A 16,512-nucleotide genomic window follows, 5' to 3' on the forward strand; every position below is an offset into this window, starting at 1 on the left:
ATGGCATTCCCCGCACTCACCCATGTCGCGGTCACGGTGCGCGACCTCGACGTCAGCGGACCCTGGTATCGAGCGTTGTTCGAAGCCGAACCTGTGCTCGACGAACACACCGACGCAGGGTTTCACCACCTGGTGTGGCAATTCGACAACGGCACCCTGTTTGGTATCCACCAACACGATCGGCCCGCCGAGGGCGATCGCTTCAGCGAGTTCCGCGCTGGGCTCGACCATGTGGCCTTCGGCTGCGCGAATCGAGCCGAACTGCAGACGTGGCTTGAGCGGCTGCAGGACCTCGGGATCGAGCACGGCGGGATCGTCGATGCGCCCTACGGGTCCGGCGTGGGCTTCCGCGATCCTGACGGCATCGCGCTGGAGTTCTTCGCTCCGCCGGCGTAGTCAGATAGCGCGCGACCGAGCGTTATCGAAATCCTTTACTGCTGAACATGTTTGCGGTCATGTCTCGATGTCGATTCGGTCGATATCGAGTGCGACGAGGATCGGACGGGGGACCGTCAGGCCCCCGGGTCCTCGCGGGCGCACCCGTCGTCGGGTGGGAAAAACTAGGCCAGCGAAGCGTCGGTGGTCAGCACAGTAGTGGGCGGCGCGGGCCCACCCGCCGATTGGGTAGGCAATGTAGTCATGCCGGCGGATGAGCCCGGCAGCGTCGATGTAGAACGTTTGTCGTCGGGAGTGGGTGTGGATGTCCGGTGGGAAGGTGACCTCGAGGCGCCGCCACTGCTCGCCGGCCTCCTGGCACGTATCGCCTTCGGTGACGGTCATTCCTTCACGCGTCAGAAGCATGGGTGTCGAAAGGTAGTTCCACCATGCGTATCCGGCGAAGTACGCAACATCGAGAGCGTCCCAGCGGAAGTTGCGACGCAATCCGCTGAGCCCCGCGAATGCGGCGCGGGGATTGCGCCGGGCCCTGACTAGTTCGCCATTACGCGTCTCAATCCGTACGTCGCCACGATCAAACACCGCTTGCTGATCCTCTTGCGGAAACCCATAGAAGACGGCGTGTTGTTCTGCCGACTCGATCCGCACCGTCACGTTGGCCATTTGGTTTCCCGGGAACCGCGAACGCAACAGACCACCGAATCTGCCGTGGGCCTCATAGCGGTCACGGCCCACCACCGGTCAAGCCCGCCGTGGGCGGCGAGTACCTCGTCGAGGAGGCCGCTCATGTGTGCGCCCCAGCCAGCACCGCGGTGAGAACGCGCGGGTCGCCGTGGACGCTCGCCCCCGACATCGCTTGGTCCACGGTCAGCGCACCGGCCGCAAGTCCCAGAACAACGGCCGGCTCGGCTTCGAGGATCGTGTCGGGACGTCGGTCGGGTTGGAGAGTGACGTGAGGGCCGTCCTTGTCGATCCGCAGGGTCATGAACAGACCGGCAGCCGCAATGCCCAGCTCAATCGGATGCTTTGTCGTCCGTCCGCGCAGCAGCGCTTCGAGCGCGAGAGCAAGCCAGCGCGGCTGCGTGGGATCGTCCCCTGGGCCGCGCGCCATCAGCGGGAAGCTCCAGCGGATGAGCGCTTCAACCGCGTCGCGCAGCTCGCTGCCCCACGGCGTCAGCGCATAGACGACGCCCTACGTCTGGCCTAGTCGCCGTTCGATCACTCCGGCCGCTTCCAAGGTGCGCAGACGATCGGCGAGCAGATTTGTGGCGATCCCGCCTAGCGAGGCCACGAGTTCGCCGTAGCGCATCGGGCCGACAAGGAGTTCACGCACGATCAGCAGGCTCCAGCGATCCCCGACCACGTCCAGCGCGCGCGCGAGACCACAGAACTGCCCATACGACCGGGCAGATTTCTGCTTGACTTCTTCCATAAGGCTTGATGTTATCAAGCATCATCACAAGAACAATGTGCTCTACGACAAGGGGTTCTGAATGTCTGTCTCCGGTCCGGTCGCGCCTTCAGCCTCGCCAGTCTCAACGGCACTCGAGGCACTAAGTGCTGCCGGGGAAAGCGGCGATGCGGATGCGATTGCCGAGCTGTTGGCGCCCGACGTCGTCTTTCACTCACCAATGACTGAGCGGATCCGGTTCGAGGGCAGGGACGAGGTCGTCGCGCTGCACCGTGACATCTTCGCCGTCCTCGAGGACATCAACACCACCAAACCGGTGGCGTCCGGCGATACCGGGGTGTTCTCGTTTCGCGCTCGCGTTCGCGGGGTGGAACTGGAAGCCGCGAATGTGGTGCGCTGTAACGAGCAAGGACAGATCGTTGATATGAAGGTTTTTGTCCGTCCGCTCCCGGGACTCGCGACACTGTTCGCCACGTTGCCGCCGCGGGTTTCGGCCAGACGTCGCGGACGCCTCAAGGGCACGCTCGTGGGGATCCTCGCCCAGCCCCTGGCCTTCGCACTACGCACGGCCGACCGCTTGACGCCCGCATTCCTCTAGTCGGCGCCGCAATGACTCTGGTGGGCGCGGACGGTATCGAACCGCCGACCGCTGGTGTGTAAAACCAGAGCTCTACCACTGAGCTACGCGCCCCGTCGGAGGAAAGGTACACGCCGACGACGTGCGACGGGAAATTCCGTTAGCCCGATCCCAGCGCTTTCAACGCGTGGATCCACACCGATTGATCGCGCGCCTGCCCCGGCTGCATCATCTCCGCGAACCGGATGATGCCGCCGCGATCCACCACGAAGGTGCCGCGGTTGGCGAAACCGGAGTCGTGGTTGAACACCCCATACGCCTGGCTGACCGCGCCATGCGGCCAGAAGTCCGACAGCACCGGAAAGGTGAAGCCGCTCTGCGTCGCCCAGATCTTGTGCGTTGGCGGCGGGCCCACCGAAATGGCGAGGGTGGCGGTGCCGTCGTTCTCGTAATCCGGCAAGTGGTCCCGGATCTCGTCGAGCTCACCCTGACAGATCCCCGTGAATGCCAGCGGGAAGAACACTAGCAGCACGTTGCGGCCGTCGCGGTAGTCGCTCAGCGTGACCGGCCGGCCGTTCTGGTCCTTCAGCGTGAAGTCCGGAGCCTCGGTGCCCACGTCGAGCACTAGCGCTGCTGTTTGCTCTTCGCGCGAGCGCTCATCGCCTACCCGCCGCTTTCGACTTCGGCTGCACCAGCCTGCTGGCGATCCAGTCCCCCAGATTCGCCGACGACGTCTGCATCAACCCCGCAGTAGGCGCCGATTCGGCGATCTCGGCTGGCTGCACATGACCAGGCTTACCCGTCTTAGGGGTTACGACCCAGATCACTCCGTCGTCGGCCAGCGGCGTGATGGCGTCCATCAACCGGTCAACCAGATCCCCGTCACCGTCTCGCCACCACAGCAACACGACGTCGACGACGTCGTCGGCATCCTCGTCGAGCAGCTCGGCGCCGCTCGCCTCCTCGATGTCGACCCGGATGTCGTCGTCGGCGTCTTCGTCCCAGCCCAACTCCTGCACAACCTGATCTTTTTGGATGCCCAGCCTGAGGGCGTAGTTCGGGGCGTCACCCGCCGCGACCACCGTCGGTCCTCCTTCAGCCAGCTCGGGCGCACCGTGCGCCCGAGATGTTCTGAGCCCTATCGTCGCACGCCCGCGTTCGAGTGTTGTGCCCTGGCGTCCAGGTTCGTCAATATGAGGCGTCGCACAGATCCAGCGCCGTCGTCTTGGAGTCGTTCAACCGGGTGATCGCGTCGTTGAATTCGTCGGTCCCGTAATTTCCGTCGATCGCGGTCGCGACACCCCTGGCCGCGTCGACCCAGCCGTTCAGAGCGTCCCTCAGCTCGGGCGTCAACGGGTCGGAAACGCTGCGGGCCACCAGATCGGCGCTGTTGTTTAGGGCGTCTATCGCGGGGCCCGCCTGGGCGCTGACGTCGGCGCTGCGGTTGAAGGCGTCGACGTAGTTGTTCACCGCGGTAATGGCGTCCACGCTGGACGAACTCAGCGCTTCGCACGACGAGTGGATCGCCGCCGTGGTGAGCGACTCCTGGCGTTCTGACTCCCGCGCGCTCGAGCTGGAGGCCGACTCCTCGATCGACGCCGACACCGACGCCCGGTAGACCGGCGCCTCGCCGTCGTCGACCGTTGCGGCGCCCTCGGTCACGCTGCTACATCCGACGATCACCATCGCCATGGCGGCCAGGCTGCCCATCACGAAGGCGGCGATCCGCAGCCGCTTGGGACATAGCCACCCGACCAGCACGGTCTGCAGACGTTACCGGTTCGAACCGGCCATGGCGGGTTCATTCCATGCCACACCCCCGGCAGTGCACGTGGGGCAGGATGAGAGAAGGATGGAGGCCGCTACGCCGACCGCGTACGCACCTTTAGTACCTACCCCGCCTAACAAGGAGCGGAAGTTGACCACCGAGTTCGCGCGCCAGGACCTGGCCCAAAACTCCACCACCGCAGCCGAACCCGACCGTGTTCGGGTGATCCGCGAAGGCGTGGCGTCGTATTTGCCGGACATCGATCCCGACGAGACCTCCGAATGGCTGGAGTCGTTCGACGATCTGCTGGAACGGTCGGGGCCTGCGCGTGCCCGTTACCTGATGCTGCGCTTGCTGGAACGCTCCGGCGAACAGCGGGTAGCCATGCCCGCGCTGACGTCGACCGATTATGTGAACACCATCCCGACGGAGCTGGAGCCGTGGTTCCCCGGCGATGAGGATGTCGAGCGACGCTATCGCGCGTGGATCCGATGGAACGCCGCGATCATGGTGCACCGCTCGCAGCGTCCGGGAGTCGGTGTGGGAGGCCACATTTCGACGTACGCGTCGTCGGCGGCGCTGTACGAGGTCGGGTTCAACCACTTCTTCCGCGGCAAGGCGCACCCCGGCGGCGGCGATCAGGTTTTCATCCAGGGCCACGCCTCGCCGGGCATCTACGCCCGCGCGTACCTGGAGGGCAGGCTCACCGCTGAGCAACTCGACGGCTTCCGTCAGGAGCACAGCCATCCCGGCGGCGGCCTGCCGTCCTACCCGCACCCGCGGCTGATGCCTGACTTCTGGGAGTTCCCCACGGTCTCGATGGGCCTTGGCCCGATGAACGCGATCTACCAGGCCCGGTTCAACCACTACCTGCACGACCGGGGCATCAAGGACACCTCCGACCAGCACGTGTGGGCATTCCTCGGCGACGGCGAGATGGACGAGCCGGAAAGCCGCGGACTGACCCACGTCGCCGCCCTCGAGGGCCTGGACAACCTCACGTTCGTCGTCAACTGCAACCTGCAGCGCCTCGACGGCCCGGTCCGCGGAAACGGCAAGATCATCCAGGAACTGGAGTCCTTCTTCCGCGGTGCCGGCTGGAACGTCATCAAGGTGGTGTGGGGCCGCGAATGGGACGCCTTGCTGCACGCCGACCGCGACGGCGCGCTGGTGAACCTGATGAACACCACGCCCGACGGCGACTACCAGACCTACAAGGCCAACGACGGGGCGTACGTCCGCGACCATTTCTTTGGCCGCGACCCGCGCACCAAGGCGCTGGTGGAGAACATGTCCGACGCCGACATCTGGAACCTCAAGCGCGGCGGCCACGACTACCGCAAGGTCTACGCCGCCTACCGTGCGGCGACAGAGCACAAGGGCCAGCCGACGGTGATCCTGGCCAAGACCATCAAGGGCTACTCGCTCGGTGCTCACTTCCAGGGTCGCAACGCCACGCATCAGATGAAAAAGCTTGCGCTGCAAGACCTCAAGTACTTCCGCGATTCCATCCGAATCCCGATCAGCGACGAGCAACTCGAGGAAAACCCCTACCTTCCGCCGTATTACCACCCCGGCGCGGAAGCTCCGGAGATCCGGTACATGCTCGAACGCCGCAGGGCGCTCGGCGGCTTCCTGCCCGAGCGGCGGACCAAGACCAAAGCGCTGACGCTGCCAGGCCGTGACGCCTACAAGGCGCTCAAGAAGGGCTCGGGTAACCAAGAGGTGGCCACCACCATGGCCACCGTCCGAACCTTCAAAGAGTTGTTGCGGGACAAGGAAATCGGGCCTCGCTTCGTGCCGATCATTCCTGACGAGGCGCGCACGTTCGGCATGGACTCCTGGTTCCCGAACCTGAAGATCTACAACCGCAACGGTCAGCTATACACTGCCGTGGACGCCGAGTTGATGCTGGCGTACAAGGAATCCGAGATCGGCCAGATCCTGCACGAGGGCATCAACGAGGCAGGGTCGACGGCCTCGTTCACCGCGGTGGGCACGTCGTACTCCACCCAGAACGAGCCGATGATCCCGATCTACATCTTCTATTCGATGTTCGGCTTCCAGCGCACCGGCGACGGCTTCTGGGCGGCTGCCGACCAGATGGCCCGCGGCTTCGTTCTCGGGGCCACAGCAGGGCGCACCACGCTCGTCGGCGAAGGCCTGCAGCACGCCGACGGGCACTCGCTGCTGCTTGCCTCGACGAACCCGGCCGTGGTGGCCTACGACCCGGCGTTCGCTTACGAGATCGCCTACATCGTGGAGAGCGGATTGCACCGCATGTACGGCGAGAACCCCGAGAACGTGTACTTCTACATGACCATCTACAACGAGCCGTACGTGCAGCCCGCCGAGCCGGAAGGGCTCGACGTCGAAGCGCTGCTGCGCGGCATCTACCGCTACCAGCGGGCGGCGGAGAAGAAGGCCAACGTCGCGCAGATCCTGGTTTCGGGGGTGGCCATGCCGTCGGCGCTGAAGGCCGCCGAGCTGCTGGCAGAGGATTGGGATGTCGCCGCCGATGTGTGGTCGGTGACCAGCTGGAACGAACTGAACCGCGACGGTGTCCAGATCGAGAAGGAGCGGTTGCGCCATCCCGAGCGCCCGGCGGGCACGCCGTACATCACCAAGGCGCTAGCCGACGCGGCCGGTCCGGTGATCGCGGTATCGGACTGGATGCGGGCGGTGCCCGAGCAGATCCGGCCGTGGGTGCCTGGCACCTACATCACGCTGGGCACCGACGGATTCGGCTTCTCCGACACCCGTCCTGCGGCCCGTCGCTACTTCAACACCGACGGCGAGTCGATCGCGGTCGCGGTGCTGGAGGGCCTGGCCCGCGACGGCAACATTGATGCGTCGGTGGCCGTCGAGGCGGCCCGCAAGTACAAGATCGACGACGTGATGGCGGCGCCGGAACAGACGTCTGACCCGGGCGTTGCCTAGCGCACGGCCGGCGTTGGAGGAAACCGCCATAAGAAGGGCGTAGCTTTTAGGGATGACCGACAATCGGTTCATCCCGCCTAAGTCCACGCTCGAGGTGCTGGAGGCCGTCCCCGACTCGGTGCTGCGCCGGTTGAAGCAGTATTCGGGCACATTGGCCACCCAAGCGGTGCGCGCCCTGGAGGAGCGGCTGCCGTTCTTCGCCGAACTCGAGGCGTCGCAGCGCGCCAGCGTCCAACTGGTGGTGCAGACCGCGGTCGTGAACTTCGTCGAGTGGATGCGCAACCCGCAGAGCAACGTCAGCTACACGGCGGAGGCTTTCGAGGTGGTCCCTCAGGATCTGCGGCGGCGCATCGCGCTGAGACAGTCCGTCGAGATGGTGCGGACCACCATGGAGTTCTTCGAGGAAGTGGTGCCGCTGCTGGCCCGCTCCGAAGAGCAGCTCACCGCGATGACCGCCGGAATCCTGCGCTACAGCCGGGATTTGGCGTTCGCCGCGGCAACTGCCTACGCCGACCAGGCTGAAGCGCGCGGCGCGTGGGACACCCGGATGGAGGCCAATGTCGTCGACGCCGTGGTTCGCGGGGACACCGGACCGGAGCTGCAATCCCAGGCCGCGGCGCTGAACTGGGACGCCACCGCGCCTGCCACCGTGATCGTGGGCCTGCCGCATCCCAATCGGGCCGACCTGGCCAGTGACGACGTGCACGACGTGGTCACCCGCAACGGCCGCGCGGCGTTGTCGGATGTCCACGGCACCTGGCTGGTGGCCATCGTGTCGGGCACGCTCACCGTGACCGAGCGATTCCTCACCGATCTGCTCGCGGTGTTCGCCGACGGGCCCGTGGTGATAGGCCCTACGGCGCCGACGTTGGGGGCTGCCCATCTGAGCGCCATCGAGGCGATCGCCGGGATGAACGCCGTCGCCGGCTGGCCTGGGGCGCCGCGTCCGGTGTCGGCGCGCGAACTGCTGCCCGAGCGAGCGCTGCTTGGCGACGCGACCGCCATCGCGGCACTGGAAGCCGAGGTCATGCGGCCGCTGGCGGACGCAGGACCTGCGCTGACCGAGACGTTGGACGCTTACCTGGACTCGGGCGGCGCCATCGAGGCCTGCGCCCGCAAATTGTTCGTTCATCCAAATACGGTCCGTTACCGGCTCAAAAGGATCGCCGACTTCACCGGCCGCGATCCCACGGTCCCGCGCGACGCGTATGTGCTCCGCGTCGCGTCCACGGTGGGCCGGATCGGTCGCCAGCCGTACCATCCGAGCACGTCAAACACGGGACCTGGAAAGGTGACGGCCGTCACTGGTGGATCTGCGGGTGCACATCGGGCGATGTAATAGGTTGCGGACCGGTATCGATGCAGTCGCATCACATGCTGTTTTGTGGACTACCTACAAAAACATAAGACAAGGTTCATAATCTCTTACACCGCGCAAAACCACTTTCACAGTGTTCTCTTAGAGACGTGCTCGCATTGCTTGCGCCCGGACAGGGCTCCCAGACTCCCGGCATGCTCGCCGAGTGGCTTGAGCTGCCCGGCGCCGCCGAGCGTATCGCCGCCTGGTCGCAGGTCAGCGGACTCGACCTCGCGCAGCTGGGCACGACGGCGACCGCTGAGGAAATCACCGACACCGCGGTGACTCAGCCGCTCGTGGTGGCCGCGACACTGCTGGCCCACGAGGAGCTGACCAAGCGTGGACTGCTGAGCAATGCCGAGGCCGTGGTCGCGGGCCATTCCGTTGGTGAAATCGCCGCCTACGCGATCGCCGGCGTCATCTCCGCAGACGACGCGGTAAAGCTGGCCGCCACCCGCGGCGCCGAAATGGCCAAGGCCTGCGCCTTGGAGCCCACTGGCATGTCCGCGCTACTCGGCGGCGACGAGGCCGAGGTGCTGGCCCGCCTCGAGGAGCTGGACCTGACCCCCGCGAACCGCAATGCCGCCGGCCAGATCGTCGCCGCCGGCAGCCTGGCCGCACTGGGCAAGCTGGCCGAGGATCCGCCCGCCAAGGCGCGCGTGCGCCCGCTGGCCACCGCAGGTGCGTTCCACACCAAGTACATGGCCTCGGCGCTGGATGGCTACGCCGCCGCCGTTGAAAAGGTGACGACCTCCGAGCCCACCGCGAAACTATTGAGCAACGCCGACGGCCAGCCGGTGGCCAACGCCGCGGACGCCATGAGCAAGCTCGTGTCGCAGCTGACCCGGCCGGTGCGCTGGGACCTGTGCACCGCGACCATGCGTTCCGACAACGTGACCGCGATCGTCGAGTTCCCCCCAGCCGGGACGCTCGCCGGAATCGCCAAGCGAGAACTTCGGGGGGTGCCGGCGCACGCCGTCAAATCCCCCGCTGACCTGGATGGGCTAGCTGAGATTTAGCTGCGCGCCTTACCAGCTGACAACCGCATAACTCAACGTATTTTCCGCAGTATCAACCCAATTAGAAGGAGCCACCGTGCCCGCCACTCAGGAAGAAATCATCTCCGGCCTCGCCGAGATCATCGAAGAGGTCACCGGTATCGAGCCGTCCGAGGTCACCCCGGAGAAGTCGTTCGTCGACGACCTGGACATCGACTCGCTGTCGATGGTCGAGATCGCCGTGCAGACCGAGGACAAGTACGGCGTGAAGATCCCCGACGAGGACCTTGCCGGTCTGCGCACCGTCGGTGACGTCGTCGCCTACATCCAGAAGCTCGAGGAAGAGAACCCCGAGGCCGCCGCGGCGATCCGGGCGCAGATCACGGAGAGCAAGTGACCAGACCTTCCACTGCTAACGGCGGTTTCCCCAATGTTGTGGTAACCGCCGTCACGGCGACGACGTCAATCGCGTCGGACATCGAAAGCACGTGGAAGGGCTTGTTGGCCGGCGAGAGCGGCATCCACGTACTCGAGGACGAGTTCGTCACGAAGTGGGACTTGCAGGTTCGTATCGGTGGCCACCTCAAGGAGCCGCTCGACCCGCTGATGAGTCGGCTCGAGATGCGACGCATGTCGTATGTCCAGCGGATGGCCAAGTACCTCGGCAACCAGCTGTGGGAATCCGCGGGCAGCCCGGAGGTCGATCCCGATCGCTTTACGGTCGTGATCGGCACCGGTCTGGGTGGCGGCGAGAAAATCGTCGAGACCTATGACGCGATGAACGAAGGCGGGCCCCGCAAGGTGTCACCGCTTGCCGTTCAGATGATCATGCCCAACGGTGCCGCAGCCGTCGTCGGCCTCGAGCTCGGCGCCCGCGCCGGCGTCATCACTCCGGTCTCGGCCTGTTCGTCGGGCTCGGAGGGTATCGCCCATGCGTGGCGGCAGATCGTCATGGGTGACGCCGACATCGCCGTCTGTGGCGGCGTGGAAGGCGGCATCGAGGCTCTGCCCATCGCGGCGTTCTCGATGATGCGCGCCATGTCGACCAACAACGAGAATCCCGAAGGCGCGTCGCGGCCGTTCGACAAGAACCGTGACGGCTTCGTGTTCGGCGAGGCCGGCGCGCTGATGGTCATCGAGACCGAGGAGCACGCCAAGGCCCGTGGTGCCAAGCCACTGGCTCGACTGCTCGGCGCAGGCATCTCGTCCGACGCCTACCACATGGTCGCTCCTGCACCGGACGGCCTGCGTGCCGGCCATGCGATGAAGCGGGCGATGGAGCAGGCCGGACTGTCCCCCAAGGACATCGACCACATCAACGCGCACGCGACGGCTACCCCGATCGGCGACACAGCCGAGGCGAATGCCATCCGGGCCGCCGGCGTGGAGCACGCGGCGGTGTACGCGCCGAAGTCGGCGCTCGGCCACTCCATCGGTGCGGTCGGCGCGCTGGAATCAGTGCTGACGGTGTTGACGCTGCGCGATGGCGTCATCCCGCCCACACTTAACTATGAGACCCCTGACCCCGAGATCGATCTCGATGTCGTTGCGGGCGAGCCTCGTTATGGCGAATACAAGTACGCCATCAACAACTCGTTCGGATTTGGTGGTCACAATGTTGCCCTGGCGTTTGGGCGCTACTGAGCGAGAGGGAAGAACGCAGTAGAAATGGCAGGGTTGGCTACGGGGAACGGACTCCCCAATGTTGTCGTCACCGGAATCGCGATGACGACTGCCCTGGCAACCGATGCGGAAAGCACCTGGCAAGGACTGCTCAACGGCCATAGCGGCATTCGCAAGCTCGAGGATCCGTTCGTCGAGCAGTACGACCTTCCGGTCCGCATCGGTGGGCATCTCCGAGAAGATTTCGACAGTGAACTGACGCGGGTAGAACTGCGCCGGTTGTCGTATCTGCAGAAGATGTCGACAGTGCTCGGTCGCCGCGTCTGGGAGAACGCAGGCACGCCGGACGTCGATCCCAAACGGTTGATGGTCGCCATCGGCACCGGGATGGGCTCCAGCGAGGAATTGCTCTACGCCTATGACGGCATGCGCGCCAAGGGCCTTCGCGCGGTGTCGCCGCTGGCTGTGCAGATGTACATGCCCAATGCGGCGGCCGCGGCCGTCGGGCTTGAGCGCAAGGCCAGGGCCGGTGTGCTGACGCCGGTCTCGGCCTGCGCCTCGGGTTCTGAGGGAATCGCCCACGCGTGGCGCAACATCGTGCTCGGCGAGGCCGACGTCGCGATCTGCGGTGGCGTGGAGACGAAGATCGAAGCCGTGCCGATCGCCGGTTTCGCGCAGATGCGAATCGTCCTGTCCACCACCAACGATGACCCGGCAGGCGCCTGCCGCCCTTTCGACAAGGACCGCAACGGCTTCGTGTTCGGCGAGGGCGCTGCTCTCATGGTCATCGAGACCGAGGAGCACGCAAAGGCGCGCGGCGCCAACATTATTGCGCGTTTGATGGGCGCCGGCGTCACGTCGGACGGCTATCACATCGTTGCACCCGACCCGAACGGTGAGCAGGCCGCGCACGCGATGACGCGGGCGATTCAACTCGCGGGCCTGAGCCCCACCGACATCGACCACGTCAATGCGCATGCCACCGGCACCAACGTCGGCGACGTGGCCGAGGGAAAGGCGATCAACAACGCGATGGGCGGCCACAAGCCGGCCGTCTATGCACCGAAATCGGCGCTGGGCCACTCTGTCGGCGCCGTCGGCGCAGTGGAGTCCATCTTGACCGTAATGGCGTTGCGGGACGGGGTAATACCGCCGACGCTCAATCTGAAGAATCTCGACCCCGAGATCGACCTGGACGTGGTGCACGGTGCGCCGCGGCCGGGCAACTATCAGTACGCCATCAACAATTCGTTCGGATTCGGTGGGCACAACGTCGCGCTCGCCTTCGGGAAGTACTGAGTTGCAAGTACTTTGCAAAGGCGCGAGCCGACATCCGATGCGCTACAGGAGGTTTCTATGACAACCATGGTCCCCGAAGCTGTCGGTGAATCGCTGGACCCACGCGATCCGCTACTGCGTCTGAGCACGTTCTTCGACGACGGGAGCGTCGAGCTGCTGCACGAGCGCGACCGCTCGGGCGTGCTGGCCGCGGCCGGAACCGTCAACGGTGTGCGCACCGTTGCGTTCTGCACCGACGGCACCGTCATGGGCGGGGCCATGGGCACCGAAGGCTGCGCCCACATCGTCAACGCCTACGACACAGCCATCGAGGAGCAGAGCCCCATCGTGGGTATCTGGCACTCCGGCGGTGCTCGGCTGGCCGAGGGTGTGCGGGCACTGCACGCCGTTGGTCTGGTCTTCGAGGCCATGATCCGCGCGTCGGGCTACATCCCGCAGATCTCGGTGGTGGTCGGCTTCGCGGCCGGCGGCGCGGCCTATGGACCTGCGCTGACCGACGTCGTCGTGATGGCGCGGGAGGGCCGCGTGTTCGTCACCGGACCCGACATCGTGCGAAGCGTCACCGGCGAGGACGTCGACATGGCATCGCTGGGCGGCCCGGACACACATCACAAGAAGTCCGGCGTGTGCCACATCGTCGCCGACGACGAGCTGGACGCCTACGAGCGCGGCCGTCGACTGGTCGGATTGTTCTGCCAGCAGGGCCATTTCGACCGCAGCAAGGCCGAGGCCGGAGATACCGACTTGCACGCGCTGCTGCCGGACTCGCCGCGCCGCGCTTACGACGTGCATCCGCTCGTGGAGGCGCTGCTCGATAGCGACACCCCGTTCGAGGAATTCCAGGGCAAGTGGGCGCCGTCGATCGTCGTGGGCCTTGGCAGGCTGTCGGGCCGGTCGGTCGGCGTGATCGCGAACAACCCGCTGCGCCTCGGCGGCTGCCTGAACTCCGAAAGCGCCGAGAAGGCAGCGCGTTTTGTGCGGCTGTGCGACGCGTTCGGGATTCCGCTGGTGGTCATCGTCGACGTGCCCGGCTATCTGCCGGGCGTGGACCAGGAGTGGGGCGGCGTGGTGCGCCGCGGCGCCAAGCTGCTGCATGCCTTCGGTGAGGCGACGGTTCCGCGGGTCACGCTGGTGACCCGAAAGATCTACGGCGGCGCCTACATTGCGATGAACTCGCGGTCGCTGAACGCCACCAAGGTGTTCGCGTGGCCGGATGCGGAGGTCGCCGTGATGGGCGCCAAAGCCGCCGTCGGCATCCTGCACAGGAAGAAACTGGCCGCCGTGCCCGATGATGAGCGCGAGGCACTGCACGAGGAGCTGGCCGCCGAGCACGAGCGGATCGCCGGTGGCGTGGATTCGGCCATCGACATCGGCGTGGTCGACGAGAAGATCGATCCCGCGCACACCCGCAGCAAGCTGACGCAGGCACTGGCCGAGGCGCCCGCGCGTCGCGGCCGGCACAAGAACATCCCGCTGTAGTCAGCGCGAGCAGATAAGCAGTTCCTCGGCCACGGCCAGCACTCGGTCGCGGTCGGTTTCGACCAGCCCGATGCGGGTGCGACGATCGACGATGTCGTCGGCAGTCAACGCCCCTTCGTGAGTCACCGCGTACTCGAATTCCGCACGGGTGACGTCGATTCCGTCGGCCACCGTCTCGGTCGGCCGCTCGCAGCTCGCGGCGGCGATCACGTTCGGCGCCTCTGCGCCGTACCGCGCAACCAGTGAAGACGGCAGCTCGGTCGGCGACTTCAGCATCGCAACGGGATTCGACGGTGCACCCACCAGCGGCAGGTTGCGGGTGCGGCACTCGCCGGCGGCGAGCCCCCGCAACTCCACAGCGCGGTCGAGGACATCTTCGGCCATGTACCGGTATTCGGTCAGCTTGCCGCCGATCACGCTGATGGCGCCCGACGGCGACTCGACCACAGCGTGGTCACGCGACAGGTCGGCCGTGCGTCCCTCCCCGGCGTCGACCAACGGCCGAAGCCCCGCATACGCACCGATCACGTCGTCGCGACCCAGCGCTACACCGAGTGCGCTGTTCACGGTGTCCAGCAGGAACGTGATTTCCTCCGAAGTGGGCACGGGCACATCGGGAATCGGACCGGGCGCGTCCTCGTCGGTGATCCCCAGGTAGACCCGGCCCAGCTGTTCTGGCATCGCGAACACGAACCGATTGATCGAGCCAGGAATCGGAATCGTCAGCGCGGCAACGGGATTGCCGAATGCCTTCGCGTCAAACACCAGATGTGTTCCGCGGCTGGGCCGCACCCGGATCGAGGTATCCACCTCCCCCGCCCATACTCCGGTGGCGTTGATGACCGCGCGCGCCGACACGTCGAACGATTCGCCGGAGCGTTGATCGGTCAGCGTCACCGAGGTTGCGGTCGCGTTCGATGCCGCGACGCGGGTGAGGATTCGAGCGCCGTGCTGCGCGGCTGTGCGAGCGACCGCGGTGACCAGGCGCGCATCGTCGATGAGCTGGCCGTCATAGGCCAGCAGGCCACCCCTCAACCCGTCGCGGCGCACCGCGGGAACCAACTCGATGGCGCGCTCGGCCGACACACAGCGTGACCGCGGCAGCGTCGATGCCGGCGTTCCCGCCAGCTTGCGCAGTCCATCGCCGGCCAGGAATCCCCCGCGCACCAATGCCCGTCCGCCGGGGCCCATGGCCGGCAGCAGCGGAACCAGCTGCGGCATCGCCTTGACGAGGTGAGGGGCGTTGCGGGTCATCAGGATTCCGCGTTCGACGGCGCTGCGCCGTGCGATGGCGACGTTGCCGGTCGCCAAGTATCGCAAGCCGCCGTGCACCAGCTTGGAACTCCACCTGCTGGTGCCGAACGCCAGATCGTGTTTCTCCACCAGCGCGACCGACAAACCGCGGGTCGCGGCGTCCAGTGCGATGCCGGTGCCGGTGATGCCGCCGCCGATCACGATGACGTCGAGCTTCTCCCCGTCGGCCAGTGCCGCGAGTTCGGCCGCTCGACGTGACTCGTTGAGTGCGGTGGAACCGGTCAAGGTTTCAGGTATCCGTTCAGCGAGTGGGCCAACTCGACGGCGAGCGCGTCGGTGTCGAGGATGGGCGCGACCATCTGGGCCGACTGAACCGCCGACTGCGTGATCAGCAGGCACATCGCCGCGAAGTGTCGCGGTTCGCCGGCGCGCACGCTGCCCCCGTCCTGGGCGAGCTTGATCGCGTGTGCCAGCGCGTCGATGAGAATCTGCTGGCTGGTGCCCATCCGTTCGGCGATGTAGATCATCGCCATGTTCGGCGCTTGCAGCACCGACATCACGACCTCGTCGCGGCGTATATGTTCGGCGATCGCGACCACACGCTCGACCAGCGCTTCGCGGTCGGTCCCGCGTTCCGGCACGTCATCGAGGACACCGGCGATGCGCGTGGTCAACAGCTCGGCGAGCACAAAGCGGATATCGGGCCAGCGGCGGTAAATGGTCGGGCGGCTCACCCTGGCCCGTCGCGCGATCTCGGCCAGCGTCACCCGGTCGACCCCGTAGGCCAGCACGCACGCCGCGGTGGCGTCGAGGATCCGGGACTCGACCGTCGACCCAGAGTTACTGATTGACAGCATGTGTAATACTGTAACGCATGACGCGTCCGGATGACCAACAGACGACTCTGCTGCCCCCGATGAAGTGGAACGCCTGGGGCGACCCGCAGGAAGCCAAGCCGCTGTCCGACGGCATTCGGTCGCTGCTCAAACAAGCCCTCGGTGTCGAAGAGTCGACCGCTGTCGAGCTCGAACCGGATCAGGTTCGGCTGCGGCCGTCCGCGCTGTCCCCCGCCGACCTCGACGGGCTGACGGCGATCGTCGGTGCCGAATACTGCAGCGTCGACGATCGCGGCCGGTTGCTGCGCGCCGGCGGCAAGTCGACACTGGATCTGTTGCGCCGCAAGGATTCTGGCGTACAAGACGCCCCCGACGCGGTGCTGGTGCCCGGCGACGAAGAGGATATAGCCGAGATCACCAAGTATTGCGCACGGCGCAGCATCGCCGTCGTGCCCTTCGGCGGCGGCACCAGCGTGGTCGGCGGTCTTGATCCCATCCGCGGCGACTTCAAGGCCGTCGTGTCGCTGGATCTGCGACGGCTCGACCAGTTGCACTCCCTCGACGAAATCTCCTC

Annotated in this window: 17 protein-coding genes, 1 tRNA gene and 1 pseudogene; 10 read left to right on the forward strand and 9 right to left on the reverse strand. The window is 66.0% G+C overall.

All coding sequences use genetic code 11. The features are described 5' to 3' along the window. On the forward strand, window positions 1-396 hold a 396-nt coding region (locus VFH65_RS20615; RefSeq protein ID WP_353323906.1), incomplete at its 5' end, for a VOC family protein. 57 nt (window positions 397-453) lie between these two features. Here the strand turns inward: VFH65_RS20615 and VFH65_RS20620 are convergent. From VFH65_RS20620 to VFH65_RS20630, 3 genes and pseudogenes are all read right to left on the reverse strand, one after another. Beyond that, a pseudogene (locus VFH65_RS20620) lies at window positions 454-1,184 on the reverse strand (hypothetical protein). Continuing rightward, on the reverse strand, window positions 1,181-1,507 hold the full coding sequence (locus tag VFH65_RS20625) for a hypothetical protein (protein ID WP_353323907.1): 327 nt from the start codon (window positions 1,505-1,507) through the stop codon (window positions 1,181-1,183). The pseudogene VFH65_RS20620 and the gene VFH65_RS20625 overlap by 4 nt, the downstream one beginning before the upstream one ends. Window positions 1,508-1,588: 81 nt before the next feature. After that, on the reverse strand, window positions 1,589-1,828 hold the full coding sequence (locus VFH65_RS20630) for a winged helix-turn-helix transcriptional regulator (RefSeq protein WP_353323908.1): 240 nt from the start codon (window positions 1,826-1,828) through the stop codon (window positions 1,589-1,591). Between the two features lie 61 nt (window positions 1,829-1,889). Here VFH65_RS20630 and VFH65_RS20635 point away from each other — a divergent pair, with 61 nt between their 5' ends. Next, window positions 1,890-2,405 carry a nuclear transport factor 2 family protein gene (locus tag VFH65_RS20635; RefSeq protein WP_353323909.1) on the forward strand — a complete coding sequence of 172 codons (516 nt, stop codon included), beginning with the start codon at window positions 1,890-1,892 and terminating at the stop codon, window positions 2,403-2,405. An 18-nt stretch (window positions 2,406-2,423) separates the two neighbouring features. Here VFH65_RS20635 and VFH65_RS20640 read toward each other — a convergent pair. The 4 genes from VFH65_RS20640 to VFH65_RS20655 form a co-directional block, all read right to left on the reverse strand. After that, window positions 2,424-2,498 (reverse strand) — tRNA-Val (locus VFH65_RS20640). A gap of 46 nt (window positions 2,499-2,544) precedes the next feature. Beyond that, window positions 2,545-3,009: a peroxiredoxin gene (locus VFH65_RS20645; protein WP_353323910.1), complete on the reverse strand. Its 465-nt coding sequence runs from the start codon at window positions 3,007-3,009 to the stop codon at window positions 2,545-2,547. A gap of 31 nt (window positions 3,010-3,040) precedes the next feature. After that, complete coding sequence (locus VFH65_RS20650) at window positions 3,041-3,466, reverse strand: DUF3052 domain-containing protein (protein ID WP_353323911.1); 426 nt, start codon at window positions 3,464-3,466, stop codon at window positions 3,041-3,043. Window positions 3,467-3,572: 106 nt separating this feature from the next. After that, window positions 3,573-4,094, reverse strand: a complete 522-nt coding sequence (locus VFH65_RS20655) for a hypothetical protein (protein ID WP_414688464.1) — start codon at window positions 4,092-4,094, stop codon at window positions 3,573-3,575. Between the two features lie 208 nt (window positions 4,095-4,302). Between VFH65_RS20655 and aceE the strand changes: the two genes are divergently transcribed. The 7 genes from aceE (at window position 4,303) to VFH65_RS20690 (ending at window position 13,848) form a co-directional block, all read left to right on the forward strand. Further along, complete coding sequence (gene aceE, locus VFH65_RS20660; RefSeq protein ID WP_353323913.1) at window positions 4,303-7,092, forward strand: pyruvate dehydrogenase (acetyl-transferring), homodimeric type; 2,790 nt, start codon at window positions 4,303-4,305, stop codon at window positions 7,090-7,092. Between the two features lie 52 nt (window positions 7,093-7,144). Beyond that, window positions 7,145-8,431, forward strand: coding sequence for a PucR family transcriptional regulator (locus VFH65_RS20665; RefSeq protein ID WP_353323914.1), 1,287 nt, complete (start codon window positions 7,145-7,147; stop codon window positions 8,429-8,431). 128 nt (window positions 8,432-8,559) lie between these two features. Next, window positions 8,560-9,468, forward strand: coding sequence for an ACP S-malonyltransferase (locus VFH65_RS20670; RefSeq protein WP_353323915.1), 909 nt, complete (start codon window positions 8,560-8,562; stop codon window positions 9,466-9,468). Window positions 9,469-9,544: 76 nt separating this feature from the next. Continuing rightward, window positions 9,545-9,844: a meromycolate extension acyl carrier protein AcpM gene (acpM, locus tag VFH65_RS20675; protein WP_353323916.1), complete on the forward strand. Its 300-nt coding sequence runs from the start codon at window positions 9,545-9,547 to the stop codon at window positions 9,842-9,844. Then, window positions 9,841-11,091, forward strand: a complete 1,251-nt coding sequence (gene kasA, locus VFH65_RS20680; RefSeq protein ID WP_353323917.1) for a 3-oxoacyl-ACP synthase KasA — start codon at window positions 9,841-9,843, stop codon at window positions 11,089-11,091. Before acpM ends, kasA begins: the two co-directional genes overlap by 4 nt. Window positions 11,092-11,115: 24 nt before the next feature. Further along, a complete protein-coding gene (kasB, locus tag VFH65_RS20685; RefSeq protein WP_353323918.1) occupies window positions 11,116-12,369 on the forward strand; it encodes a 3-oxoacyl-ACP synthase KasB in 1,254 nt (417 codons plus the stop codon). 57 nt (window positions 12,370-12,426) lie between these two features. Further along, complete coding sequence (locus tag VFH65_RS20690) at window positions 12,427-13,848, forward strand: acyl-CoA carboxylase subunit beta (protein ID WP_353323919.1); 1,422 nt, start codon at window positions 12,427-12,429, stop codon at window positions 13,846-13,848. On the opposite strand, the gene VFH65_RS20695 is transcribed toward VFH65_RS20690, so the two are convergent. Next, window positions 13,849-15,387, reverse strand: coding sequence for a glycerol-3-phosphate dehydrogenase/oxidase (locus VFH65_RS20695; protein WP_353323920.1), 1,539 nt, complete (start codon window positions 15,385-15,387; stop codon window positions 13,849-13,851). After that, a complete protein-coding gene (locus VFH65_RS20700; protein WP_353323921.1) occupies window positions 15,384-15,959 on the reverse strand; it encodes a TetR/AcrR family transcriptional regulator in 576 nt (191 codons plus the stop codon). Before VFH65_RS20700 ends, VFH65_RS20695 begins: the two co-directional genes overlap by 4 nt. A gap of 59 nt (window positions 15,960-16,018) precedes the next feature. Here VFH65_RS20700 and VFH65_RS20705 point away from each other — a divergent pair. Then, the coding region (locus VFH65_RS20705) for an FAD-binding oxidoreductase (protein ID WP_353323922.1) at window positions 16,019-16,512 on the forward strand (494 nt) is incomplete at its 3' end.

Source organism: Mycobacterium sp., from assembly GCF_035697385.1.
GTDB lineage: Bacteria > Actinomycetota > Actinomycetes > Mycobacteriales > Mycobacteriaceae > Mycobacterium.

Excerpts from the sequence above, each read along its gene's own strand:
- VFH65_RS20625 (WP_353323907.1), bottom strand. The coding sequence starts at position 1,507 with ATGGCGCGCGGCCCAGGGGACGATCCCACGCAGCCGCGCTGGCTTGCT.
- VFH65_RS20630 (WP_353323908.1), bottom strand. The coding sequence starts at position 1,828 with ATGGAAGAAGTCAAGCAGAAATCTGCCCGGTCGTATGGGCAGTTCTGT.
- VFH65_RS20635 (WP_353323909.1), top strand. The coding sequence starts at position 1,890 with ATGTCTGTCTCCGGTCCGGTCGCGCCTTCAGCCTCGCCAGTCTCAACG.
- VFH65_RS20655 (WP_414688464.1), bottom strand. The coding sequence starts at position 4,094 with ATGGGCAGCCTGGCCGCCATGGCGATGGTGATCGTCGGATGTAGCAGC.
- VFH65_RS20665 (WP_353323914.1), top strand. The coding sequence starts at position 7,145 with ATGACCGACAATCGGTTCATCCCGCCTAAGTCCACGCTCGAGGTGCTG.
- kasB (WP_353323918.1), top strand. The coding sequence starts at position 11,116 with ATGGCAGGGTTGGCTACGGGGAACGGACTCCCCAATGTTGTCGTCACC.
- VFH65_RS20690 (WP_353323919.1), top strand. The coding sequence starts at position 12,427 with ATGACAACCATGGTCCCCGAAGCTGTCGGTGAATCGCTGGACCCACGC.
- VFH65_RS20700 (WP_353323921.1), bottom strand. The coding sequence starts at position 15,959 with ATGCTGTCAATCAGTAACTCTGGGTCGACGGTCGAGTCCCGGATCCTC.